This window comes from Nocardioides sp., from assembly GCF_036503465.1.
Taxonomy (GTDB): Bacteria; Actinomycetota; Actinomycetes; order Propionibacteriales; family Nocardioidaceae; genus Nocardioides.
In genome coordinates this window covers 56,447-80,266 of the sequence record NZ_DASXWU010000083.1, presented here as the reverse complement: position 1 = coordinate 80,266, position 23,820 = coordinate 56,447, and the positions used below count along the sequence as shown (strand labels likewise).

The 23,820-nt window shown below is 71.6% G+C and carries 25 protein-coding genes; 11 read left to right on the top strand and 14 right to left on the bottom strand.

Going from position 1 to position 23,820, the window contains the following annotated elements; translation table 11 throughout:
* Both VGK78_RS15475 and pdhA read right to left on the bottom strand, forming a co-directional pair.
* Positions 1 to 574, bottom strand: a 574-nt coding sequence (locus tag VGK78_RS15475; protein ID WP_414690697.1) for an alpha-ketoacid dehydrogenase subunit beta, incomplete at its 3' end; no start/stop codon positions are given.
* Positions 574 to 1,752 carry a pyruvate dehydrogenase (acetyl-transferring) E1 component subunit alpha gene (pdhA, locus tag VGK78_RS15470; protein WP_414690696.1) on the bottom strand — a complete coding sequence of 393 codons (1,179 nt, stop codon included), beginning with the start codon at positions 1,750 to 1,752 and terminating at the stop codon, positions 574 to 576. The genes VGK78_RS15475 and pdhA, both read right to left, overlap by 1 nt.
* Before the next feature lie 322 nt (positions 1,753 to 2,074).
* Here pdhA and VGK78_RS15465 point away from each other — a divergent pair, with 322 nt between their 5' ends.
* On the top strand, positions 2,075 to 2,746 hold the full coding sequence (locus VGK78_RS15465) for a hypothetical protein (RefSeq protein ID WP_331528584.1): 672 nt from the start codon (positions 2,075 to 2,077) through the stop codon (positions 2,744 to 2,746).
* A 66-nt stretch (positions 2,747 to 2,812) separates the two neighbouring features.
* The gene (locus VGK78_RS15460; protein ID WP_331528585.1) at positions 2,813 to 5,086 is read left to right on the top strand and encodes a sensor histidine kinase; all 2,274 of its coding nucleotides are present in this window, start codon (positions 2,813 to 2,815) and stop codon (positions 5,084 to 5,086) included.
* On the opposite strand, the gene VGK78_RS15455 is transcribed toward VGK78_RS15460, so the two are convergent.
* The 3 genes from VGK78_RS15455 to VGK78_RS15445 are packed head-to-tail and all read right to left on the bottom strand — an operon-like array spanning position 5,019 to position 7,555.
* The gene (locus VGK78_RS15455) at positions 5,019 to 5,717 is read right to left on the bottom strand and encodes a response regulator transcription factor (protein ID WP_331528583.1); all 699 of its coding nucleotides are present in this window, start codon (positions 5,715 to 5,717) and stop codon (positions 5,019 to 5,021) included. The two genes, VGK78_RS15460 and VGK78_RS15455, sit on opposite strands and share 68 nt — an antisense overlap.
* A gap of 55 nt (positions 5,718 to 5,772) precedes the next feature.
* Complete coding sequence (locus tag VGK78_RS15450; protein WP_331528582.1) at positions 5,773 to 6,603, bottom strand: DUF72 domain-containing protein; 831 nt, start codon at positions 6,601 to 6,603, stop codon at positions 5,773 to 5,775.
* Positions 6,604 to 6,613: 10 nt separating this feature from the next.
* Complete coding sequence (locus VGK78_RS15445) at positions 6,614 to 7,555, bottom strand: glutathione S-transferase C-terminal domain-containing protein (RefSeq protein ID WP_331528581.1); 942 nt, start codon at positions 7,553 to 7,555, stop codon at positions 6,614 to 6,616.
* 143 nt (positions 7,556 to 7,698) lie between these two features.
* Between VGK78_RS15445 and VGK78_RS15440 the strand changes: the two genes are divergently transcribed.
* On the top strand, positions 7,699 to 8,286 hold the full coding sequence (locus VGK78_RS15440) for an ArsR/SmtB family transcription factor (RefSeq protein ID WP_331528580.1): 588 nt from the start codon (positions 7,699 to 7,701) through the stop codon (positions 8,284 to 8,286).
* On the top strand, positions 8,283 to 9,593 hold the full coding sequence (locus tag VGK78_RS15435; RefSeq protein WP_331528579.1) for an MFS transporter: 1,311 nt from the start codon (positions 8,283 to 8,285) through the stop codon (positions 9,591 to 9,593). The genes VGK78_RS15440 and VGK78_RS15435 overlap by 4 nt, the downstream gene beginning before the upstream one ends.
* Positions 9,594 to 9,619: 26 nt before the next feature.
* On the opposite strand, the gene hisC is transcribed toward VGK78_RS15435, so the two are convergent.
* The 3 genes from hisC to VGK78_RS15420 all read right to left on the bottom strand — a co-directional run bounded on the left by hisC (position 9,620) and on the right by VGK78_RS15420 (position 12,352).
* The gene (gene hisC, locus VGK78_RS15430) at positions 9,620 to 10,696 is read right to left on the bottom strand and encodes a histidinol-phosphate transaminase (protein WP_331528578.1); all 1,077 of its coding nucleotides are present in this window, start codon (positions 10,694 to 10,696) and stop codon (positions 9,620 to 9,622) included.
* A gap of 9 nt (positions 10,697 to 10,705) precedes the next feature.
* Positions 10,706 to 11,275: a VanZ family protein gene (locus VGK78_RS15425; protein ID WP_331528577.1), complete on the bottom strand. Its 570-nt coding sequence runs from the start codon at positions 11,273 to 11,275 to the stop codon at positions 10,706 to 10,708.
* Positions 11,276 to 11,431: 156 nt separating this feature from the next.
* Positions 11,432 to 12,352, bottom strand: coding sequence for a dimethylarginine dimethylaminohydrolase family protein (locus VGK78_RS15420; protein ID WP_331528576.1), 921 nt, complete (start codon positions 12,350 to 12,352; stop codon positions 11,432 to 11,434).
* Between the two features lie 97 nt (positions 12,353 to 12,449).
* Here VGK78_RS15420 and VGK78_RS15415 point away from each other — a divergent pair, with 97 nt between their 5' ends.
* From VGK78_RS15415 to VGK78_RS15385, 7 genes are all read left to right on the top strand, one after another.
* On the top strand, positions 12,450 to 13,151 hold the full coding sequence (locus VGK78_RS15415; protein WP_331528575.1) for a GntR family transcriptional regulator: 702 nt from the start codon (positions 12,450 to 12,452) through the stop codon (positions 13,149 to 13,151).
* Positions 13,152 to 13,244: 93 nt separating this feature from the next.
* Positions 13,245 to 13,634 carry a phage holin family protein gene (locus VGK78_RS15410; protein WP_331528573.1) on the top strand — a complete coding sequence of 130 codons (390 nt, stop codon included), beginning with the start codon at positions 13,245 to 13,247 and terminating at the stop codon, positions 13,632 to 13,634.
* 2 nt (positions 13,635 to 13,636) lie between these two features.
* On the top strand, positions 13,637 to 14,125 hold the full coding sequence (locus VGK78_RS15405) for a low molecular weight protein-tyrosine-phosphatase (protein ID WP_331528572.1): 489 nt from the start codon (positions 13,637 to 13,639) through the stop codon (positions 14,123 to 14,125).
* Between the two features lie 80 nt (positions 14,126 to 14,205).
* Positions 14,206 to 14,613 (top strand): pyridoxamine 5'-phosphate oxidase family protein, encoded by a 408-nt coding sequence (locus VGK78_RS15400; RefSeq protein ID WP_331528571.1) that lies wholly within the window; start codon positions 14,206 to 14,208, stop codon positions 14,611 to 14,613.
* Positions 14,614 to 14,740: 127 nt separating this feature from the next.
* Entirely contained in the window at positions 14,741 to 15,598 is an 858-nt protein-coding gene (locus tag VGK78_RS15395; protein WP_331528570.1) for a fructosamine kinase family protein, read from the top strand.
* Positions 15,599 to 15,670: 72 nt separating this feature from the next.
* Positions 15,671 to 16,402, top strand: coding sequence for a response regulator transcription factor (locus tag VGK78_RS15390; RefSeq protein WP_331528569.1), 732 nt, complete (start codon positions 15,671 to 15,673; stop codon positions 16,400 to 16,402).
* Positions 16,399 to 17,835: a HAMP domain-containing sensor histidine kinase gene (locus VGK78_RS15385; protein WP_331528568.1), complete on the top strand. Its 1,437-nt coding sequence runs from the start codon at positions 16,399 to 16,401 to the stop codon at positions 17,833 to 17,835. The genes VGK78_RS15390 and VGK78_RS15385 overlap by 4 nt, the downstream gene beginning before the upstream one ends.
* 109 nt (positions 17,836 to 17,944) lie before the next feature.
* Here the strand turns inward: VGK78_RS15385 and VGK78_RS15380 are convergent, their stop codons facing one another.
* From VGK78_RS15380 to VGK78_RS15355, 6 genes are all read right to left on the bottom strand, one after another.
* On the bottom strand, positions 17,945 to 18,688 hold the full coding sequence (locus VGK78_RS15380) for a hypothetical protein (protein WP_331528567.1): 744 nt from the start codon (positions 18,686 to 18,688) through the stop codon (positions 17,945 to 17,947).
* On the bottom strand, positions 18,681 to 19,433 hold the full coding sequence (locus tag VGK78_RS15375) for a class I SAM-dependent methyltransferase (protein WP_331528566.1): 753 nt from the start codon (positions 19,431 to 19,433) through the stop codon (positions 18,681 to 18,683). The genes VGK78_RS15380 and VGK78_RS15375 overlap by 8 nt, the downstream gene beginning before the upstream one ends.
* A 35-nt stretch (positions 19,434 to 19,468) precedes the next feature.
* Positions 19,469 to 20,134, bottom strand: a complete 666-nt coding sequence (locus VGK78_RS15370; protein ID WP_331528565.1) for a response regulator transcription factor — start codon at positions 20,132 to 20,134, stop codon at positions 19,469 to 19,471.
* The gene (locus tag VGK78_RS15365) at positions 20,131 to 21,471 is read right to left on the bottom strand and encodes a sensor histidine kinase (protein WP_331528564.1); all 1,341 of its coding nucleotides are present in this window, start codon (positions 21,469 to 21,471) and stop codon (positions 20,131 to 20,133) included. The genes VGK78_RS15370 and VGK78_RS15365 overlap by 4 nt, the downstream gene beginning before the upstream one ends.
* Before the next feature lie 64 nt (positions 21,472 to 21,535).
* Positions 21,536 to 23,452: an APC family permease gene (locus VGK78_RS15360; protein ID WP_331528563.1), complete on the bottom strand. Its 1,917-nt coding sequence runs from the start codon at positions 23,450 to 23,452 to the stop codon at positions 21,536 to 21,538.
* On the bottom strand, positions 23,449 to 23,811 hold the full coding sequence (locus VGK78_RS15355; RefSeq protein ID WP_331528562.1) for a hypothetical protein: 363 nt from the start codon (positions 23,809 to 23,811) through the stop codon (positions 23,449 to 23,451). The genes VGK78_RS15360 and VGK78_RS15355 overlap by 4 nt, the downstream gene beginning before the upstream one ends.
* Positions 23,812 to 23,820: the final 9 nt, after the last annotated feature.

Below are 23,820 nucleotides of genomic sequence, written 5' to 3'. Positions count from 1 at the left end.
CCCAGTAGCGGCGTTTCGGCTCCAGAAAGACGATCGGGTCGTCGGAGGCGATGGCCTGCTGGATCATCCAGTGCGCGTCGTTCGGGTTCGAGCACGACACCACCTTGAGACCGGCGGTGTGCGCGAAGTACGCCTCCGGCGACTCCGAGTGGTGCTCGACCGCGCCGATACCGCCGCCGAACGGGATGCGGATCACCATCGGGATCCGGAGCTTGCCCTGCGAGCGGTAGTGCATCTTGGCGACCTGGCAGACGATCTGGTCGTACGCCGGGTAGACGAAGCCGTCGAACTGGATCTCGACGACCGGCTTGTAGCCGCGCAGCGCCATCCCGATCGCCGTGCCGACGATGCCCGACTCTGCGAGCGGGCTGTCGATGACGCGGTCCTCGCCGAAGTCCTTCTGCAGGCCGTCGGTGATCCGGAACACGCCGCCGAGCTTGCCGACGTCCTCGCCCATCAGCAGGACCTTCGGGTCGTCGTCCATGGCCTTGCGCAGACCCATGTTGAGGGCCTTGGCCAGGGTGACCTTCTGGGTCGTCGGCTGTGTTCCCTGCGTTCCCTGCGTGTCAGTCATCAGTGGGCCCCCTCGAAGCTCTCGAGGTACGCCGCGAACCCGTCGCGCTGGACGGTCAGCTCGTCGGTCATCTCGGCGTACACGTGGTCGAACATGCTCAACGGCGCGGGGTCGGGCATCGCCTTGCAACCCTCGCGCAGCCGGTGTCCGAGGTCCTCGGCCTCGGCGCTGACGGCGTCGAAGAACTCCTGGTCGGCCATCGAGTTGCGCTTGAGATAGGCCTCGACGCGGGCGATCGGGTCCTTCAGCTTCCAGCGCTCGACGTCGTCGGAGAGCCGGTAACGGGTCGGGTCGTCGGTCGTGGTGTGGGCACCCATCCGGTAGGTGTAGGCCTCGACGAACGTCGGGCCCTGACCCTCGCGGGCGCGCTGGAGCGCGGCCTGGGTGACGGCGTACGTCGCCAGCACGTCGTTGCCGTCGACCCGGATGCCCGGGAAGCCGAAGCCCAGGGCCCGCTGGTAGAGCGGGATGCGGCTCTGCCGCTCGATCGGCTCGGAGATGGCCCACTGGTTGTTCTGGCAGAAGAACACGACCGGGGCGTTGTAGGAGGCGGCGAAGATGAACGACTCGTTGACGTCGCCCTGGCTCGACGCGCCGTCGCCGAAGTGGGCGAGCACCGCGGCGTCGCGCTCGGGGTCGCCGGTGCCGACGACGCCGTCGCGCTGCATGCCCATCGCGTAGCCGGTGGCGTGCAGCGTCTGGGCGCCGATCACGATCGTGTAGAGACCGAAGTTGTTCTCGCGCGGGTCCCAGCCTCCCTGGTCTACGCCGCGGAACAGGCCGAGCAGCTTCAGCGGGTCGACGCCCTTGCACCACGCGACGCCGTGCTCGCGGTAGGTCGGGAAGACGTAGTCCTGCGGCCGGAGCGCGCGGCCGGCGCCGACCTGGGCGGCCTCCTGGCCGAGCAGCTGCGCCCAGATGCCCAGCTCGCCGTGTCGCTGGAGCGCGGTCGCCTCGACGTCGATGCGTCGGGTCAGGACCATGTCGCGGAAGAACCCGCGCACGGCCTCCGCCAGCTCGGCGTCGGACAGGTCGTCGCCGAAGGAGAAGTCGGGGTGCTCGACGCGCTCACCCTCGGGGGTCAGCAGCTGGACGAGGCTCGGGGCCGCGGATTCTGGGACCTGGTGGGCGGGCCCGAAGACCTCTGCGAGGTCGGGGCCGAAGCCGGGCTGGGTCACGTTTGCTCCTTGCGCTCAGGGCTCGCGGGGTCGCCGCCTGCCTGCTGTCGGGACGGCGTACGACGCGGAGGTGGTGCGACGTGTTGCCGATGTGACTGGGACCACATTCCTGGCATCAAACTTACCGGTCGGTCCGCACGCCCCGCCAATCCGGCCCGCAGACGTGTGCAGCGAGCGGTCGGTCCGTTGCCGTGCGACGTGCGACCGGCCGGCGCCGTCGGCAGAGGGGGATTTCCTCCGTCGGAACGGGGGGTCACCCGGCTCCCGGCGGCCCCTCGTCCGACCTAGCGTGACCGGACCAACGTCCCAACGGAAGGTCAACATGAACCACACAACTCTCACGGCGCGGCTCGGGGCACTGTGCCTGGTCACGGGCGCCGGGCTCGGCCTGGTGTCGGTCCTGCTCCGAACCACGCTCTCCGAGGACGCCTCGGACCAGGTCGCCGCACTGTCTGCGCACCACGACGCCGTGTTCGCCGGTGTCGGGCTGAGCTCTGTGGCGATCCTCGTCTGGCTCGGCGGTGTGCTCTGGCTCGCCTCCGCTCTCCGCCCCGCGGCGCCGCGTTCTGCGCTCGTCGGCGCCGCCCTCGGCGTCGTCGGCACCGCGGCGGTGCTGTTCGCGAACGGAGCAAGTGCTGCCGCCTACGCCGCTGCAACCGGCCTCGGCACCCACGACGCCGCGAGCCTCCTCGATCGGATGGGAAGCGGCGCCGAGATCGCCGACCCGTTCGCCTTGCTCGGCGACATCGCGTTCATCGTGCTGGCGATCGACGCCGCGCGAGCCGGGGCTGCTCGTTGGGCGGTAGCCGGCGTGATCGTCGGCGCGGTCGCCGAGGGCGGCGGCTTCGCGGTCGGCTCGAGCGTGCTCGCGATCGTCGGCTTCGCCCTGCTGCTGGTGAGTCTCGGCGCCATCGCCCGGACGATGCTCCACGACGCAAGCAGGACGGCGGCCAGGGTCGACGCGGTCACAGACGCCGCATCCGCCCGGGCCTGAGCCTCATCCGCGAAACGGACCACGTCAGGGGCGCGCGGCGGGAAACTGGCTGAGGAGGTGAGCCAGATGGGATGGCAGGGCGGGCACCCGTCACGCGTGCCGCTGGCGGTCGCTGCAGCAAGTCTCGCGCTCGTGGCCGCCGCCGCGGTGCTCTGGCTGACCGCCTCGGGCGTCGTCGGTGTGCCGCTGCCACCCGTCGAGCTCGGTCCGGCGCTGAGCGTGATCGGATGCCTCGTCCTGCTGCGGTCGCCGGGACAGCGCGTGGCGACGGTGATGGCGGCCACCGGCTTGGCGTTCTCGGTCGTCGCGCTGGCCGCGGCCACCCTGGACCACGCGGCGGCGGCCGGCGCTCCGGCGGCGGTCCAGCAGGTCGCGTTGGGAGTCGCCTGGTTGTCGGCCGCGCTGCCCATCCCCTGGATGCTCGTCGTCCTGTGGTTCCCGGACGGTCGGTTCACCTCGTCCCACTGGCGGGCCATCGCGTGGACGGCGAGCGCCGTGGCGCTCGGGCTCGCAGTCCTCGCATATCTCTTCGGCCCACCCGAGACGGTGCCGGGCATCCTCGGTGGGACCTCCGTCCCCGAGGGCCTGGGCGGCCCGTTCGCCGGGTCCGGTCGTGGCTACCTGGACGCTGCGGCAGAGCTCTGCGTCCTCCTGCCCCTCGCTTCGACCGTGTCGCTCGCCGGGCGCTACCGCCGGGGCGACTCCGTCGTCCGTCAGCAGATCCGGTGGGTGCTGGTGGCCGTCCTGGTCACGGTGGTGGCCACCGCTGCCGTCAGCGTGGTCGGGCCGCTCCGGCCCACGTGGCAGCCAGGGGCCGGCCATGCGGTGGGCACGGCCGTCGTGCTCCTGACACAGCCGCTCCCCGCGCTCGCGATCGCCGTGGCGGTTCTGCGCTACCGGCTCTGGGACATCGACCTGTTGGTGTCGGCGACGGTGGTGTACGCCGTGGTCTGGGCGCTCCTGTCCGCGCTGCTGCTGGTCGCCGCCGCCGCGTCCGGGTACCTCGTCGGAGGGCGTCCGGCTCTTGCCGCCGTGCTGGTGGCGCTGGTCGTGACCGTCGCCTTCCACCCCGTGCGACATTTCCTCCAGGATGTCGTGGAGTCCCGGCTCTTCGGCGAGCGCCGCCGCGGCTTGCGTGAGCTCGCCCGCTTCGGCGAGTCGTTGCGAGCCGCCACCGACGTGACCGACCTGGGCCAGCAGCTGGCGCAGACGCTGCGCTCGGGGCTGGGGGTGGCCTGGGCAGCGGTCTGGCTGCTGGTCCGGACCGATGAGGGCGACGCGCTGGTCTCGGTCGGAAGCGCCGGTGTCGACGCACCGCCCATGCTCACCCCTGTGTCGTCGATGCTGGACCTGTCGCGGCCGATGGGTGGGCCGCTCATCGGCGCCGACATCCCGTCCGACATGGTGGCGGAGCTGCCGGCACCGGCCGGAGCGGTCGCGGCACTGTCCGGCCGCAGCGAGCTGATAGGCCTGCTCGCGTGCGGCGACCGACACGATCCGCCGTTGGGCGAGGCCGACCGGGAGCCGCTGGCACGCTTCGCGCGAGAGTGCGCACTGGGGCTTCGCAACCTCCGGCTCGAATCTGATCTGCGCTCGCGGATCCGCGAGGTCGAAGCCCAGGCGGTGGCTCTTCGTGCGTCGCGGGAACGACTGGTGCACGTGCAGGACGGGGAGCGGCGGCGGATCGAGCGTGATCTCCACGACGGCGTTCAGCAGCAGCTGGTCGCCCTCGCAGCGCGACTGCGCAGGTCCACGCGCGACGGCCTGACCGGCGAGGGGTGCGAAGCGCTCGCGGACGCGGCCGAGGACACCGTCTTCGCGATGCAGGATCTCGCCCGCGGCATCTTTCCGGCGGTGCTCACCGACCAAGGGCTGACGCCGGCCCTTCGTGCGGAAGCCGGCAGGAGCCCGCTCCCCGTGGAGCTGATCGTCGAGCCCGACGTCGACGGTCGCCGTTACCCCGCCCCGGTCGAGACGGCGCTCTACTTCGTGGCTCTCGAGGCGCTGACCAATGCCGCCAAGCACGCCCCGGACGCCGGCGTGCGGCTCAGTCTGAGCCTGGAATCCGACGGTCTGACCCTCCGTGTGCGCGACGACGGACCGGGAATGGGTGCCGGCGACCGGGGTGCCGGCACGGGCCTGGTCAACATGCGGGACCGGATCGCCGCCGTCGGTGGCACGCTCCTGGTCGACAGCCGGTCCGGTGTCGGCACGACCGTGGCAGCCGTCGTACCTCTCGCGCAGGCCGATGCTGCTGGTCCCACCGCACGCCCTAGCCCGGGGGACGACTCGAGCCGGACTCGCGCAGATAGATCAGGACCGCCGCGACGCGTCGGTTGAGGTCCGGCTCGGCGCGCAGGCCGAGTTTCGCGAAGACGGCGGCGATGCGCTTCTCGACCGTGCCGAGCGCGAGACCGGCCTCGTCGGCGATCGCCTGGTTGGACCTGCCCTCCGCCATCGCACGCAGGGTCTGCAGCTCCGACGCCGCGAGCTTCGCGAGGGGTGAGCCCTTCTTCCGCGCCCGCTGGCGCAGCAGGGTGTCCACGATGCGCGGGTCGAGCACGGAACCCCCCGCGGCGACCTCGACCAGCGCGCGGACAAGACGGTCGACGTCTCCGACCCGCACCTTGTGCAGGTAGCCGTATCCGGCCACCCCCTGCTCGAGCGCGGCCCACACGTAGCTCTCGTCGTCGTGCTGCGTGAGGATGAGAACCCCCGTGGAGGGTCGCTCACACTTGATGACGCGGCCGGCCTCGATGCCTTCCATGGAGTGTGTGGGCGGCATCTTGACATCCATCAGCACGACGTCGGGAGCCAGCTCGCGGAACCGGTCGACCACCTCCTGGAAGTCCGCGGCCGTGCCGACCACCTCGATCTCGGGTCGGTCCGCCAGGAGCAGTCGGGTCCCCTCCCGAGTGAGGTACTGGTCCTCGGCCAGCAGGACGCGCACTCGACCGGTCGGCAGGTCCACGCCGGCCATCGTGGCACAGGCGCAGCCCGGTGATGAGTCCCTCGGACGTCGCGGCTCACCCGCCCAGGCGCTGGATGAGGCGCATCGCGTCGTGGGGGGCGTAGCCCTTCATGTCGTTGTCGAAGTAGACGAAGACGTCCTTCCCGGCGTCCGCCCAGGCACGGCACCGTGTGGCCCACTCGTCGAGGGAGCAGTCGGTGTAGCCGCTGGCGTAGAGCTCACGGTCGCCGTGGAGTCGCACGTAGCGGATCGGCCCGGTGTCCTCGTCGACCTTCGGCCACCGACCGGCGGTGTCGGCGAGCACGGTCGCGATGTCGTGGTGCCGCAGCACCTCCGTCGCCTCCGGGGTCGCGAAGGACGGGCTGCGGAACTCCAGCGCGTGGTGCAGCGGCCGCTCGTCCTCCGCCGCGGTGAGGATGCGGTCGTCGCGGACCTTGTCGTCGTGCCTGGTGGAGAGCTCGGCGGCAGCCGCGGTGGTGCGCGGCAGCCCGGCGAGGAACGAATCGAGCACGTCGCGGTCGAAGCGCAAGTTCTCGGGCAGCTGCCACAGCACCGGACCGAACGCCGGGCCGAGAGCGAGCACGCCGCTGGCGAAGAAGTTGGCCAGGGGCGCCTCGACGTCCCTCAGCCGCTTCATGTGGGTGACGAACCGGCCGCCCTTGACCGCGAACACGAAGTCCGCCCGGACGGCCGTCGCCTCGGCCCGCCACGCGGCGTACGACGTCGGGCGCTGCAGGGAGTAGAACGAACCGTTGATCTCGATCGAGGTCAGGTGCTCCGCGGCGTACTCCAGCTCGCGCCGCTGCGGGAGGCCCTTCGGGTAGAAGTCACCGCGCCACGCGGGGTAGCGCCAGCCGGAGATGCCGACCCGGACCTGACCACCCACCTCCGGAACGCTAGAGGCTCGTGCGGCCGTGCGGGGTCAGCCAGACGTCGAGGTCGGGACCGTCGGGCACGATCCCCGACGGGTTCAGGTGGGTGTGCACGCGGTAGTAGTGCTGCTTGATCTGGCCGAACACCGTGTTGTCGCCGAAGCCGGGGGTCTGGAACAGATCACGCGCGTAGCCCCACAGGGCCGGCATCTCGGTGAGCTTGTTCCGGTTGCACTTGAAGTGCCCGTGGTAGACGGCGTCGAACCGGGCCAGCGTCGTGAACAGCCGTACATCGGCCTCGGTGATCGCGTCGCCCATCAGGTAGCGGCGGTCGGTGAGCCGCTCCTCGAGCCAGTCCATCATGATCCACAGCCGGTCGTAGGCCTCGTCGTACGACGCCTGGTCGTCGGCGAAGCCACAGCGGTACACGCCGTTGTTGACCTCGGTGTAGACCCGCTCCATGACCTCGTCCATCTCGTCGCGGACGTCGTCGGGCCAGAGGTCGGGGGCGTCCGGGCGGTGGTGGTCGCGCCACTCGAAGAACAGGTCGTGGGTGATCCAGGGGAAGTCGTTGGTCACGACCTGGCGGGAGCCGATGTCGACCATCGCCGGGACGGTGATGCCTTTGGCGTAGTCGGGATCGCGCTGCCGGTAGGCCTCCTGCAGGCGCTCCATGTCGAGGACCGGGTCGCGCCCGTCCGGGTCGAGGTCGAAGGTCCAGCTCCGCTCGTCGTGGGTCGGGCCGCAGACCCCCATCGAGATCACGTCCTCGAGGCCGAGCAGCTGCCGGACGATGATCGAGCGGTTCGCCCACGGACAGGCCCACGCTGCGACCAGTCGGTAGCGCCCCGGCTCGGCCGGCCAGGTGGGCACCTCGAGCGGCTTCTCGTAGGAGTCCTGCGACCGGGCCTGCTCGACGGTGATCCGGTCGGGGATGTAGTCGGTGTCGCGCTCGAATGCAGCCATCTCTGGGCCGTACCCATCCGCCTTCCGGATAGTACGGATCGGCAGACCGGTCCGGGACGCGGGCTCGGCGGCTGTGCGATCCGTACTATTCAATTCCACAGCTTTGTTTGCAAAATTATCTTTGCAAAGGTATGTTGCGGAACATGGCCTCCTCCGCGATCACCCCGTCCGCCGCCGGACTGCGCGCGCTGTCACATCCGACCCGGCTGAAGATGCTGATGCTGCTCCGGTCGGAGGGGCCGGCGACGGCGACCCAGCTCGCGCAGAAGCTCGCGCTCAACACCGGCGCCACGTCGTACCACCTGCGCCAGCTGGCCGAGCACGGGTTCATCGTCGAGGACCACGAGCGCGGCGACGCGAGGGACCGCTGGTGGCGGGCCGCTCACCAGAGCACCCACATGGGCATGGCGACACGGCCGGAGGAGGAGGCGGAGGATGCCGAGGCCTATCTGCAAACGGTCGCCTTGATGTACACCGAGACGCTCATGCAGGCCGTCGCCGAGCGTCGGTTCCTGCCGGCCGCCTGGCAGGCGGCAAGCACGACCAGCGACTGGCACATCCGGCTCACCCCCACTCGCGCCGAGGAGCTCCTCGACGCCCTCGAGGCCGTCATCTCCCGCTTCTGGGACACCGAGGAGCCCCGGGACAGCCAGGGCACCGCCGACTTCGTCGTCAACCTCAACGCCTTCCCCCGGCCCGGCACCGTCGTCCTCGAGGGGAGTGAGGAATGACCTTCCCACTGGCGCGGCCGACGGCCCGACGCATCCCTCTCTACGGCTGGCTGACCTCCGAGGCGATCTCGCTGCTCGGCACCCGGGTATCGATGATCGCCATCCCGTGGCTGGTGCTCACCACCACCGGCTCTCCGACCCGGACCGGTCTGGTCGCCTTCGCCGAGATCACGCCGATGGTGCTGCTCAAGGCGTTCGGCGGACCCCTCGTCGACCGGGTGGGACCGCGTCGGATGGCGATCGGGGCCGACACCCTGTCGCTCCTCGCGGTCGGCCTGATCCCGCTGCTGCACCACACCGGAACCCTGAGCTTCCCGATCCTGCTCGGGCTCGTCGCCGTCGCCGGCGCGTTGCGCGGTCCCGGTGATGCGGCCACGACGGCGCTGATCCCGGCCCTGGTCGAGCGGGCGGAGGTGCCCTACGAGCGCGCCACCGGGCTCGCCTCCGCGATCGAGCGCGGCGCCACGATGATCGGTGCTGCGATCGCCGGTGGCCTGGTCGCGACCATCGGAGCCGCCAACGCCGTCGCGATCGACGCGGCCTCCTTCGGGCTCTGCGCGCTGCTGCTCGTGGTGACCACACGGAGCCTCGAGACCCGCGGGTCCGAACCGGTCGCCCCGCGTGGCTCGGTCGACGGAGTCGACGAGGTCGAGGACGTGCCCGCGTCGTACGCCGCCCAGCTGCGCGACGGCTGGAACTTCCTCCGGCGTGACGCCGTCCTGATGAGCCTGTGCGTGATGGTCGCGCTGACCAACCTGCTCGACCTCGCCTGGTCGGCCGTGCTGCTGCCGGTCTGGGCGCGGGACTCCGGCGCCGGCGTCGGCGCGATCGGCCTGGTGTTCGCGGTGTGGGGTGGGGCCTCGATGCTCGGGTCGGTGGTCGCCGCGGCGTACGGCACGCGGCTGCCGCGGTTCGCGACGTACCTCGTCGCGTTCCTGGTGACCGGTCTGCCGCGCTTCGTGCTGTTCGCGATCGGCGTGCCGCTGTGGGCGATCCTCGCGATGTGTGTGGTCGGTGGCGCGTCGTCGGGCTTCCTCAACCCGGTGCTCGGCGCCGTGCAGTTCGAGCGCATCCCTCGCGAGATGGTGGGACGGGTGACGTCCCTGAGCAGCGCCCTGTGCTGGTCGCTGATGCCGTTCGGTGGCGTCCTCGGCGGCGTGCTGGTCAGCGGTATCGGACTGTCGCCGGCGCTGCTGGTGGTCGGTTTCGCCTACTTCGCCACCACCATGGCCCCGGCCCTGATCCCGAGCTTCCGCGGCATGAACCGGCAGCAGCGGGCCGCGGCGCGGGAGCCGGTCGCCGCCTGAGCAACGTCGGGTCGCTCGCGAGCCTCTCAGTTGTTGAGCGGGAAGGTCCTCGCCAGCTCGATGATCCGGTCGTTGGCCTCGGTCTCCGCGACCGAGACGCGCGCACCGTCTCCGGCGAAGGGGCGGATCACGATCCCGAGCTCGTCGGCGGCCGCCGCCAGGTCGAGCGTGCGGTCGCCGGCGGCGAACCAGACGAAGTTGCCCTGCGGCTCCGGTACGACGAGTCCGACGTCGGCCAGACCCTTCACGACACGCTCGCGCTCGGCGACCAGCGCGTCGACCCGCTTGAGCAGCTGCGGCTCGGCTGCAAGCGACGCGATCGCGGCGGCCTGCGCGACGTTCGAGACGCCGAACGGCAGGCTCACCGCCCGAAGCGCGGTCGCGATCGGCGTCGGGGCGACGGCGTACCCGACCCGGAACCCGGCCAATCCGTAGGCCTTGGAGAAGGTGCGCGTGGAGATCACGTTGTCGTGGGCGCGCATCGTCGCGACGCCGTCGACCGCATCGCTCATCCGCACGAACTCGACGTACGCCTCGTCGACGACCACCAGCACGCGCTCGGGGATGCGTGCCAGGAACGCGTCGAGCTCGGTCTGGGTCACCGACGGGCCGGTGGGGTTGTTCGGGGTGCAGACCATGACCACCCGGGTGCGGTCGGTGACCGCCGCGGCCATCGCGTCGAGGTCGTGCCGCCCGTCGGGCAGCACGGGGACCCGGACGTTGCGGGCGCCGGCGGCGGTGACCGCGATCGGGTACGCCTCGAAGCTCCGCCACGCGTAGACGACCTCGTCGCCGGGCTCGCAGAAGGCCTGGACCAGCTGGTAGATCAGCGCGACGCTGCCGGTGGCGAGCGCCAGGTGGTCGGGACCGACGCCGAGCTTGTCCGAGAGCGCCTGGTAGAGCGCGGTGTTGCCCATGTCGGGGTAGCGGTTCATCTGCTCCGCGGCCCGGGTCGCGGCCTCGACCACGCCGGGAAGCGGCGGGTAGGGGTTCTCGTTGCTGCTCAGCTTGTACGTCGTCAGCCCCTCGCGCGGGCGCGGCGGCTTGCCCGCGACGTACGCCGGGATCTGGGACACGCAGTCACGTGGCTGGGGAGAGGCCATGCCGTCAACCTATCTTTCGCTGCCGAGTCGACGGCGGGCGCGCCAGGGCCGCACCAGCGGCAGCAGCGCCACCCCCAGGACCACGCCGACCACGGCGCCGGAGACGTTGTCGATGATGTCGGTGACGTCGCAGGCCCGGTCGATGCGAGCGACGTGGAGCTGGATCTCCTCGATACCGAGGGAGTACGCCGCGAGCGCGGCGAGGCCGAGCGGGACCAGCAGCCACCCGGCACGCCACCGGGCCAGAGCGAGCACCAGGAAGAAGCCGGCCGGCACGAACAGCACCGTGTTGAGCAGCTGCTGACCGCCGCCGAAGATCCAGAACCCGCCCGGCGCGGGGCCTCCGATGTCCCAGCTGCAGCTGGTCGCGTGCTGGTCGGCGGGGATGTAGCCGAGGCCGTTCTGGGCCGGGACGAGGGTGACGATCGCGATCACCGCGATGCTCCACCCCAGGCCGAACCATGCGAGTCCGGCCAGCGGACCCATCCGGCGACCCAGGACGAGCCCGACGACCAGCGCGAACAACCCGGCCACGGCCGCGAACAGCAGCATCCAGCCGGTGCCGCCGATCGAGACCATGGCGACGAACCTAGAGCCGGTGCGGGTGGTGTCTCCAGCTCGGCCCGTCGACGGTTCATCACGCTGGGTGGTCGAGCCGGCGCTGGGCAAGGTGAGTTCCGCTGGCCAGGTGCTGGTTCACCTACCCGACGTGATGAAACCGCCGGCGCGAGTGACTCAGACCAGAGCCGGCAGGACCACCCCGCCGCCCGCGACGAGCGGGAGGTCGCGGCCGAGGGTGACGTCCACGGGATTGGTCAGGCATCGGACCGAGCCGCCGCCCTTGTGGAACTCGCTGACGTCGACCTCGACGACGTCGAAGCCCCAGGCGACGAGCTGCGTCGCCACCCGCTCCGGGGCGCCGGCCGGCATCACGACCGTGCGGTCGAGAACGATCGAGTTGGCGCAGAACGTCGTCAGCGCCTCGTCGTCGGTGAGCACCAGCGGCTCGGGCACGAGCTCGAGCAGGGCGGCGGCCGACTCGTCGTCGAAGGCTCCCAGCGCCACCATGGCGCGGCGCTCGTCGAGGGGGCAGAAAGCCAGGTCGAGGTGGTACATCGCGGGATGCGTGATCCGGACGCCCCGCACCCGCACCCCGAGCTCGGTGGCGAGGTGCTTGAGCGCCAGCTCCTCGGTGCGCGGACCGAAGCCCGCCACCAGCGCATCGCCCCACGCGAACACATCGCCCGCCTCGAGGTGGGCGCCGACGCCGTCGCTCCCGACGTACGACGTGGAGCGGCCGCTGCGCTCGAACCAGGTCTGCGCGGACAGCGTCTCCATCCGGCGCTCGGCGTACCGCATGTGTGACATCACCACGTGCGCCTGCAGGTGGTCCGGGCCGTCGGGACGGAGGACGCCGAGGCCGAGGTTCATGGCGTAGACCATGTCCGGGGCGTCCGGGCGCTGCGGGACGACCTCGACGGTGCCGCCCAGCCGCTCGATGGTCGAGACCAGGTCGACCCACTGCGCCATCGCTCGGTGAGGGTCGGGCTGGTCGGCGGGGTCCATGAAGGGGTTGATCGCGTAGTCGATCCGGAAGTGGTCCGGGCGGACCATCACGTACCGACGACCCCACGCCAGCGGTCGGCTGCTCGCCACAGCGCCGTCTCCTCCCGATGATTGTCAGACAATCTGACAACTCAGAGTATGGAGCAGGAGGGGACGCCGGGCAAGTCGTTGTCGGACAATGGCCTCCATGCACCCGGGCGAGACTTCGACCGACGCCCCCGCAGGTCCGTTCGACGGGCTGAGCCTGGAGCACTCCTCGACCGTCGACCGCGTGGCCGAGGAGCTCCGGCGAGCCGTGTTCGAGGGGGAGCTGGAGTCCGGAACACCGCTGCGCGAGGTCGCGCTGGCCGAGTCCCTGGGTGTCTCGCGGCCAACCCTGCGCGAGGCGCTGGCCCTGCTGGTCGCGGAGGGTCTCGCGACCCGGGAGCCCAACCGTGGCGTGAGCGTGGCGAGTCCCGACCCGGAGTCGGTCCGGGACGTCTCGACGGCACGGACCGTGCTCGAGACCGCCGGCATGCGGAACTGGCCGCACGCCTCGGAGGAGGCGCGTGAGGCGGTACGACACGCACTCACCGCCTACGAGCAGGCGGTGGCGGCCGGCGCGTCGTACCAGGAGCTCAACCAGCGCCATCTCGCGATCCACCTGAGCCTGGTCGGGCTGACCGGGTCGCCGCGGCTGGTGTCGATGGCGGAGTCCGTCGTGGCCGAGCTGCGACTGGCGCTGGCTCAGATCGACCGGGTACGCCGCAACGCGCGCGACCAGGCGGGCAGCCACCACCACCTGCTGGACCTGCTCGAGTCCGGTGACGTCGATGCGGCCGTCGCCGAGCTCGGCGACCACCTGCACGGTGCCGAGGACGCGATCATCGAGCGGCTCGAGCTCGACTGAGGCGGCGCGGCGGAGCCCGCGACGCCTCAGTCGAGGGAGCGCCGCCGCCGCTTGCGGCAAGGCGGCCTGACACCCGCCCCCTATGCTCCCCACGTGCGCTTCGTGACCTGGCTGCTGACCACCGCAGCGGGCGTCGCGGTGGCCACCTGGCTGTTCAACGGCATCTCCTTCTCCGGGCCCTCGTCGGGTCAGGAGGAGTTCAACCACAAGGCCGTACCGCTGCTGGTGGTCGCGCTGATCCTCGGGATCGTCAGCAACTTCGTGCGCCCGGTCGTCACGTTCCTCTCGATCCCGTTCATCATCGTCACGCTCGGGCTCTTCCTGCTCGTGATCAACGCGCTGATGCTGATGCTCACGGCCTGGATCGCCGGCGGCGTGGGTGTCGGGTTCCATGTCGAGGGGTTCTGGGTCGCCCTGCTCGGCTCGATCGTCATCACGCTCGTCAACTGGGGCACCGCATCGGTCCTGAAGGACGACCACTGACAGTGTTGCCGCCTCCCCGGGAGCCGGGCCGCTACGCCGTCGCTCTCGTCTGCCTCGGCAACATCTGCCGCTCACCCACGGCACAGGTGGTGCTCGAGGAGCGTCTGGCCGAAGCCGGGCTGGACGACCGCGTGGTCGTGCACAGCAGCGGCACCGGCGACTGGCACGTGGGTCAGGCGATGAACCGCCGGGCCGCCGCCACCCTGACGGGCGCGGGCTACGACCCGAGCCGCCATCGGGCACGGCAGTACGACGACTCCTGGCTCGCCTCGCACGACCTGGTGCTGGCCATGGACCGCGAGAACCTCGCAGATCTCGGCGGACGGTCCGAACGGGTCGCGATGTTCCGCGACTTCGACCCGGGCGACCCGGGCGCCGACGTCCCGGACCCCTACTACGCGGGAACAGACATCTTCGCCGAGGTGCTCACCATCGTGGAGCGCACTGCGGACGCCCTCGTGGTCGAGCTGGCGGCGCTTCCGGACGGATAGTCCCCGACGTTCTGGTTGCTCTCGGGCAGCAGGAGTGGAGCGGACCGACGGGGAGTAGCGAGGAAGGCTGGCGAGGACCGATGCCGAAGGCCCCACTGCCCGAGGCGGCGATGACGCTGCTGCGCGAGCCCAACCCGGCGGTGATCTCGGTGGTGATGCCGAGCGGGCACCCGATGTCGGTGGCGACCTGGTACCTCGTCGAGGACGACGACACGGTCCTGGTGAACATGGACGCCGGGCGGGCACGGCTGCGCTGGATCGAGCAGCATCCTCACGTCTCGCTGACGGCGCTGAAGCAGGACGAGTGGTACTCCCACCTGAGCGTTCGCGGCCCCGTCGTGCGGTGGGAGTACGACGAGCAGCGGGCGCTGGCGGACATCGACCGGCTCTCCCGCCACTACTCCGGCCGCGACTTCCGCAACCGCACAGCGAGACGGGTCAGCGCCTGGTTCGAGATCGCCCACTGGCACGGCTGGGAGATCGACTGACCCAGCACCCCCTGACGGGGTCGTCCGCATCAGGAGCAGTCAGGACCTCCTGCCAGGCGGACGACCCGGATGTGCGAGGTACGACGCCGTACTACGGTGAGACCTGCCGGATGCGAAGGGGGTGGCGATGACGCGTCAGCCGCACATCGCTCGCCGGGCCGAGGAGCTGTTGGGCTCGGCGGTCGCGGCCACGGCCCCGGTCGCCGGTGGCGACATCTCCACCGCCACCAAGCTCCGGCTCAGCAGCGGGCGCTCGGCGTTCATGAAGACGCTGACCAACGCGCCGGCCGGGTTCTTCGAGGCCGAGGCGGCGGGTCTGCGGTGGCTCGGCGAGGCCGGCGGGGTCCAGGTGCCCGAGGTGCTCGCCGTCGAGTCCGACTGCCTGATCCTGGAGTGGGTCGAGCCCGGGAAGCTCACCACCGAGGCGGCCACCGACTTCGGTCGGGCACTGGCGAAGACCCACGACGCCGGGGCGCCGGCGTACGGCCTCGAGCGCGACGGGTTCATCGGCCGGCTCCCCCTGCCCAACAAGACCGCCCCGACCTGGGCCGAGTTCTACGCCACCAAGCGCGTGCTGCCCTACCTCAAGCTGGCCCGCGACCGCGGCTCCGTCACCCCCGAGGGCGCGGACCTCGTCGAGAGCATCATCGGCAAGCTTCCCGACCTCGTGCCCGAGGAGGGTCCGCGCAGGCTCCACGGCGACCTGTGGAACGGCAACGTCATCTGGACGCACGACGCCGGCTGCTGCGTGATTGACCCCGCCGCGCACGGCGGCCACCGCGAGACCGACCTTGCGATGCTCGCCCTCTTCGGGCTGCCTCATCTGCCGCGCGTGCTCCAGGCCTACGAGGAGGTCTCGCCGCTCGCCGACGGCTGGCCCGACCGGGTCGGCCTCCACCAGCTCCATCCCCTGCTGGTCCACGCCAGCCTGTTCGGCGGAGGGTACGGCGCGCGAGCGGCGGAGGTCGCCTCCCGCTACGCCTGACCGCTCGCCGACGTCGGCTCTGCACCTCGGCGTTCTCAGGCGTGGCTCAGGACGGTTTGGCACAGTAGGGACGTGACACCGCCTGCAACGTCGACGCCCGCGAGCGCGAAGCCGCACGTGCTCGTCGTCGACGACGACAAGGCGGTGCGCGAGTCCCTGCGACGCAGCCTCGAGTTCAACGGGTACGCCGTGTCGCTGGCCGCCGACGGCGCCGAGGCGCTGGCCGGCATCGGCGGTCTGGGCCAGGGGCAAGGTCCCGACGTGGTCGTGATGGACGTGATGATGCCGCGGCTCGACGGCATCGAGGCGACCAAGTCGCTCCGCAAGGCGGGCAACGACGTACCCATCCTCGTGCTGACGGCACGCGACGCCGTCGGCGACCGCGTCGAGGGACTGGACGCCGGCGCCGACGACTACCTGACCAAGCCGTTCGCGCTGCAGGAGCTGCTGGCCCGGCTCCGGGCGCTGCTGCGGCGCGTCGTCCCGCCCGGGGACGACGACTTCGAGGTGCTCGCCTTCGCCGACCTCTCCATGGACCTCGCCACCCGGGAGGTGAAGCGGGGCACGCGGTCGATGGAGCTGACCCGCACCGAGTTCACGTTGCTGGAGATGTTCCTGCGGCGACCACGGCGCGTGCTCGAGCGGTCGTTCATCCTCGAGGAGGTCTGGGGCTACGACTTCCCCACCACCGCCAACTCGCTCGAGGTGTACGTCGGCTACCTCCGTCGCAAGACCGAGGCCGAGGGTGAGCCCCGACTGATCCACACCGTCCGGGGCGTCGGTTACGTCCTCAAGGAACAGTGAGCTCCACCGCCATGCCCTCCCAGGCGACCGGCACGGCATCCGGATCGCCGACGTGGGACGAGCCGCGGTGGCACTACCGCAGGTCCCTCGCCAGCCGCGTCATCCTGATGACGACCATGGCGGTCTGCTTCTCGGTCGCGCTCGTGGCGCTCGGCGCCTACGTCACTGTGAAGATGTCCCTGGAGAACTCCCTGGACAACTCCCTGCTCGATCGCGCCCACCAGACGGCGGCGAGTGCTCCGCTCGACGCGGTCCAGAGCCAGCCGATCCCGTCGTATGCCGCCGGTGTCGCCGACGTTCGGCTCTTCGTCCTGGCGGCCGACGGCCACGCGATCACCACGAGCAAGGGCGACTCGTCGGCGGTTCCCCTCGGAGAGCCGGAGATCGCCGTGGCGAGCGGTGACAGCGCCAGCAGCGTGCGGACCGTCGCAGAGAACGGCGAGGACTACCGCGTCGTCGCGGTTCCCTTCCGCGAGCGGGGCTTCGCCGTCGTCCTCGTCCAGAACATGGCGACCCAGGAGCGGGTGCTGAAGCGACTGGGTGCGGTGATGCTGCTCTTCGGCCTGGCCGGGGTGATCGGCGCGGCCGCCGCCGGCTGGGCGGTCGCCCGCAACGGACTACGTCCGGTACGCCAGCTCACCCGCAACGTCGAGCGGATCGCGCGTACCGAGGACCTCCAGCCGCTGCCGGTCGAGGGCGACGACGAGATCGCGCGGCTCGCCACGGCGTTCAACGACATGCTGGTCGCGTTGTCGGCGTCGCGCGACCGACAACGCCGCCTGGTCGCCGACGCGGGACACGAGCTCCGTACGCCGCTGACCTCGCTGCGCACCAACCTCGACCTCCTGCTGCAGGCCGACGCAACGGGCGGTCTCGACGCCGCCGCCCGCGCCGAGCTGCTGGACGACGTACGCGCGCAGATCGAGGAGCTGTCGACCCTGGTCGGCGACCTGGTCGAGTTGGCGCGTGACGAGCCGCTGCGTCCCGTCGTGGAGCAGGTCGACCTGGCCGAGGTGGTGGATCGCGCGGTCGCACGGGCCCGCCGACGAGGGGCCGACCTGGCGTTCGAGGTCGACACCGAGCCCTGGTGGGTGGCCGGCGAGTCCGCCTCGCTCGAGCGCGCCGTGACCAACCTGCTGGACAACGCCGTGAAGTGGAGCCCGCAGGGTGGAACCGTGCGGATCCGGCTCAACCACGGGACTCTGACGGTCGACGACGAGGGCCCCGGCATCGCCCCGGGCGACCGTGAGCAGGTCTTCGAGCGCTTCTACCGGTCGGAGGAGTCGCGGTCGATGCCGGGGTCCGGGCTCGGGCTCTCGATCGTCCGGCAGGTCATCGAGCGTCACGCCGGGAACGTCCGGGTGGACGAGAACGACCGCGGCGGCACCCGGATGGTGTTGCAGCTGCCCGGCGCCCCGCTGCTCGCCGGCTGAGGCGGGGCGTGGCGAATTCCCCGCCCAGGCGGGGAATTCTGCACTTGCAGGGGGAGACCTGCCCCAACAAGTGTCGAGGAGGGGCACGAAGTCACGGCGTGGTCGTGGCTCAGGCGTGGGTGAGGAGGGCGGCCAGGGCGACCAGTGGCACGCCCCACGACAGCGCCCGCAGCGCACCCTCCAGCGGGTCGAGCAGGTTCGCCCGGGTCAGAGGTACGTCGGTGCCGTCGGCCCGGCGCAGGGTGCCGTCCAGGTCGAGGGTCCGCCGGCGCAGCTCGCGGGCGGGCGTGCTCAGCCGACGCTGCGTGTACGTCAACGCGACCGCGGCCCCCGTCGCGGCGACCGCCGCGAGATCGCGTGCGCTCCCGAGCCCCGGCTGCTGCGCGAGGTAGCCGACCACCACCGGGAACCCGCCCCATCCCAGGCCGAAGGTCAGGTCGTTGTGCAGCCGGCCGCCGGCCAGCTCGAGGTTGTAGCCCACCACGACCGCGACGCCCACGGGGACGGCCACCGCGACGGACCAGTTCGTGCCGCGCCACCAGAAGGCGCCGTACGCACCCAGGGCGACGGCCCCGAACAGCGCGAGGGTCGCGGTCAGGAGCAGAGCCCGGTCGCCGAACGCCGTGCGGAGCGGGTGCCCGGCCCGCTCGTCCAGCGCGTGGGCGGCGATGCCGACGGCGAGGAAGAAGGCGAGCACGGTCAGCCCGAGCGCGGTCCAGGCGAGGTCCGGCGCGAGCGCGGCGCCGAGCACCGCGTAGCTGAGGTGCCACAGCGTGTACGGCGGGTGGAGCAGCGTCCAGCCGTCCGCCAGCGGACCACCGCGCCGCGCGTAGTACGCGGGCTGCTCAGCCACGCGTCCGGCGGCCACACATGACCAACCCCCCGCCCAGGCTCATCCTCCGCGTCAGCACGTCCTCGAACCCCGCCTCGCGCCACATCTCCACGTGCCGCTCCACCGGGTAGCGGCGGTAGTGCGCCTCGATCGACGGTCCCAGGAAACGCCCGACCTCCGCCCACTCGCGGCCACCCGCCACCAACCCCGCGCTGGGCAGCACCACGCGGGTGTACAGCCGCCAGGCGGGCAGCCAGACCGGAGCCCGCGGTACGGCGAACTCCAGGCTCGCGACGGTCCCGCCCGGTCGCACCACCCGGGCCAGCTCGCGCAGCGTCGCGGCGGGGTCGGCGACGTACCGCAGCAGATACGTGAAGGTCAGCGCGTCGAACGTCGAGTCCGCGAACGGCAGCTGCTCGGCCCGCCCCACCGCCAGCGAGACGCGTCGCTCCCCCGCCTGCCCCACCCGGTCACGCCCGCGGCGCAGCATCTGCTCGGTCAGGTCGACGCCGGTGATCCGCGCGTCCGTACGCCGGGCCAGCATCAGCGCCACGCCCGCGGTGCCGGTGGCCACGTCGAGCACGCTGCCTGGCCGGTCCTCGGCGACGGCGTCGACCATCGCGGTCCGCCACCGGCGGTTCTGCCCGAGGGACAACAGCTCCTCGAGCACGTCGTACCGAGCAGGCAGACCGTCGAAGAGGTCCCGGGCGAACGCGTTGGGCTCCTCGCGCGACCGGCGTACCGCCGCGTCCCACCGTCGTCCCATGGCACCTCCGGGTTCACCGTAGACGGCGTGAGCTCTCAGATCTCGAAGCGGTAGCCCATGCCGGCCTCGGTGATCAGGTGCCGCGGCTGTGCGGGGTCGTCCTCGAGCTTCTTGCGGAGGCCACCGACGTACACCCGCAGGTAGTTGGTCTCCCGGCCGTACGCCGGACCCCACACCTCGTGCAGGAGGTCGCGCTGGCTGACCAGGCGGCCGGGCGTCCGCACCAGCATCTCCAGCAGCCCCCACTCGGTCGGGGTCAGCCGCACCACGTCGCCACGACGGGTGACCCGTCTGGCGGGGAGGTCGATCACCAGGTCACCGGCCTCGAGGACCGGGATGTCGGAGCCGGCACGGCGTGCCGCGGCCCGGATGCGGGCCAGCAGCTCCTCCATCCCGAAGGGCTTCGTGACGTAGTCGTCGGCGCCGAGGTCGAGCGCCTGCACCTTCTCGGTCGACTCGGCGCGGGCCGACAGGACCACGACCGGGACGGTGCTCCACGCGCGCAGCTGCCGGAGCACCTCGACGCCGGTGACGTCGGGAAGACCGAGGTCGAGCACCACCACGTCGGGCCGGTCCTCGCGCACCGCCTGCAGCGCGGAGCGGCCGTCGGCGGCGATCAGCACCTCGTGGTCCTCCGCGCGCAGGCCGATGCCGAGCGCCCGGCGGAGGGTCGCATCGTCGTCGACCAGCAGCACCTTCACGAGGTCGTGTCTCCCGGGAGGTCGAGCACCATGGTGAGACCGCCACCCGGAGTGTCCACGGCCTCGAGGGTCCCGCCCTGTGCCTCGGTGAGGCCACGGGCGACGGCCAGGCCCAGACCGACCCCCGTGCCGACGTCGCCGTGCCGCTGGAACGGCTCGAAGATCCGGCTGCGCAACGCCGCGTCCACCCCGGGTCCGTGGTCGACGACCCGCAGCTCGACGCGGGCGCCCCGCACGTCAGCCTCGATCCCCACGACCTCGCTGTAGCGCAGCGCGTTCGCCACCAGGTTGGCGACGACACGCTCCAGCAGCCCGGGGTCGACGTACGCCGTGGGGAGCTCGCCGACGCGCACCCGGTCGGCGTGGTCGAGACCGGCGAGTGCACGGCGTACGACCTCGCCGAGCGGGACCTCGTCGGCGATCGGTGTGACCGCGCCCGTCTCGAGGCGGCTCATGTCCAGCAGGTCGCTGACCATCGTGGTGAGCCGCGAGATGGACGTGTCCATGGCCCCGAGCAGCTCGCGGCGCTCGGCCTCGTCCAGCCGACGATCATGGGTCTGCAGGGTCTCTGTCGCCGAGCGCAGCCCGGCCAGCGGCGTACGCAGGTCGTGGGAGACGGCCGCGAGCAGGGCCGTACGCGTGCGGTTCCCGGCCTCGAGCTGCCGGGCCGCCATCGACTGTCGCGCCAGCTCCTCCCGCTCGCGCAGCACGCCGACGTGCGAGGCGAACGCCGCGGCCACCGATCGCTCACGCGGCCCGAGCGAGGTGCCGCGGAGGACCAGCCACCCGCCGGCGCCGGCGGGTAGGACGATCGTGCCGGGGTGGGGCGCGGACTCCTCGGTCACGAGCTCGGCGGCCTGCGCCCCGAACGTGTGCCGGGCCAGGTCGAGCAGCCGGGGTACGTCGTACTCGCCGCCGAGGACCTGACGGTTCAGCATCGCCAGCGTGCCGGCCTCCCGCGCCGCAGCCCTGGCCTCGGCCCGGCGCCGTGCCGCGGCGTCGACCACGGCCGAGACGGCGATCGCGGTCAGCAGGAACACGACCAGCGTGAGCAGGTCGGACGCGCGGTCGATGGTGAGGGTGTGGACCGGCGGTGTGAAGAAGTAGTTGAGCAGGAGCGCGGCAGCCAGGGCGCCCGTGAGGCCCGGCCAGCGGCCGCCGACGAGCGCCGCGAGCACGGTCAGGCTCAGGAAGCACATGCTCTGCAAGGACAGACCCGACCGGCTCCCCCGGGCCGCGACCAGCACGGCGGTGAGCACCGGGAGGCCGACGACCACCAGCAGCCATCCGCCGGCGACCCGCCACCGGCCGAGCCGGCCGGCATCGTGGCTGTCCACGGGCCCAGTGTCCATCAGCGAGCAGTGTCCACCAGCGAGGCCAGGTCCTCCCGCGACCTGCTCCTCACCCCACGTGCACGTGCGGTCGCCGCGTGGGGTCGGGTTCGGCGCGTCGCAGCACCTCGCGGGTGACCGGCGCGATCTCACCGGAGCCGAAGAGCAGGAAGCGCAGGAGCTGCTGGAGCGGGTTGCCCTCCGTCCACTCGAAGTAGACGTGCGGGTTCACGCCGGTGTCGTCACGGATGCGCAGCGCCAGTGCCGCCAGGGCGTTCGCCACCGACGGAGCGCTGACGCTCATCACGCGATAGCGCTGGTGGAGCACCTCGCCGTGCACGTGCAGCCGTCCCTCGAAGTCGCTGGGGTCGACGACGGTGACCTCCACGAAGATCACGTCGGGGTCGGACGGCAGGTCGTGGTCGCGGCGCAGCCGGCGGAGCTTGTCGACGTACTCCTCGACGTCCCGCGTCTCCGTCTTGTGGGCCACGAGCCGGATGGTGCGGCGCGCGCAGTCGCGGAGGAAGACCCGGCTGGTCGCGTCGAACTCGATCTCCCGGGCGCGCAGCTCGAAGACCCGCTTCACCCGGGACGCGAGCGAGACGACCACGATCGCGGCGATGAAGCCGCCGCCGATCTTGACCCCGTCCGGGCGCTCCACGACGTTGCTCGCGGTCGTGTACGCCAGCACCACGGTGGTCACCGCGAAGCCGATGGTGCGCCACCGCTGCCCGGCGCGACGCGCGGCCAAGGTGACGGCGGTGGCGGCGCTGGTGAAGAGCACGAGGACGCCGGTGGCATAGGCGCCGCCCTGCCCGTCGACGCTGGCGTCGAACAGCCACGTGATCAGGAACGCCGCGCCGGTCAGGATCAGCACCAGCGGCCGCACGGCTCCGGCCCATTCCGGGGACATGCCGTAGCGGGGCAGGTAGCGCGGGATCAGGTTCAGCATCCCGGCCATGGCCGAGGCCCCGGCGAACCAGAGGATCGCGATCGTGGAGGCGTCGTACGTCGTGCCGAAGGCGTTGCCGAGGTACTCGTGCGCCAGGTAGGCCAGCGCCCGCCCGTTGGCGTGGCCACCCGGCTCGAACTCGTGGGCCGGGATCAGCAGGGTGGTCGCGAACGAGCTGGTCACCAGGAAGACGCTCATCACCACCGCGGCGGTCGTCAGCAGCCGTTTCGTGTCGCGGATGCGGCCGCTCGGGCGGCGCTCCGTATCGGTGGAGTCGCCGCGGACGTGCGGCATCACCGCCACCCCGGTCTCGAACCCGGACATGCCGAGGGCCAGCTTCGGGAAGACCAGGACCGCGACGGCCAGCATCGCGAGCGGGTTGCCGTGCTCGGCGACGAGAGCGTGTCGCCAGTCCGGCACCAGCTGGGGATGCGAGAGCACGCGACCCAGCGCGACCAGGATCACGACGGTGTTGAGGGTCAGGTAGGTCACGACCAGCGCGACGGCGACGCCGATCGCCTCCGTGAAGCCCCGCAGGAACACCGCGCCGAGCAGCGCGACCAGGACCAGCGTGATCACCACCTGGTGACCGGACAGGTAGGGGCGGAGGTTGGGGTTCTCGATCAGGTGGGCACTGGCGTCGGCGGCCGACAGGGTGATGGTGATGATGAAGTCGGTGAGCGCGAAGCCGAGCAGGGCCAGCACGAACAGCTTGCCCTTCCAGAAGCTGAGCAGCCGCTCGAGCATCGCGATCGAGCCTTCACCGTGCGGACTCTCCTCCGCGACACGTCGGTAGACCGGAAGTGCGCCGAAGAGCGTGAGCGCCACCAGCACCAGCGTGGCGATCGGGGAGAGCAGCCCGGCGGCGAGGGCGGCGATCCCCGGCTGGTAACCGAGCGTCGAGAAGTAGTCGACGCCGGTCAGGCACATCACCCTCCACCACGAGTTGCCGGTGTCGGCGTGACCGACCTCGCCCTCGGTCACCAGCCACTCGCGGGCCCGTCGGCCGAGCGGCCGGCTGGGCGCCGTGGTCATCGGCGTGCTCGGGCCGCGGCCGTCGCGAGCACCACCAGGACGGCGAGGCGCGCGACGTCGGGGGTCCCGTCGAACCCGAGCACGCCGAAGCGATGGATCACGAAGCCGTCGACCACCAGCCACCCGACCAGTGCCGCGGCCGTGGCGGTCGGCAGGCGGACCCCGAAGGAGGCGACGCTGACGAGCACCGCCACCGCGCCCAGCTCGGCGTACGCCGGTGCGTGGGCGAGGCTTCCCACGTCGACCACGGCGAGGCCGCCCCACAGGACGATCCCGACGCGGACCCCGGACAGGCGACGCCACGGGATCTCGGCGAGGTCGACGCCATCGCCGTGGCGCACCGGCGCATGGATGCTCACGCCTTCAGC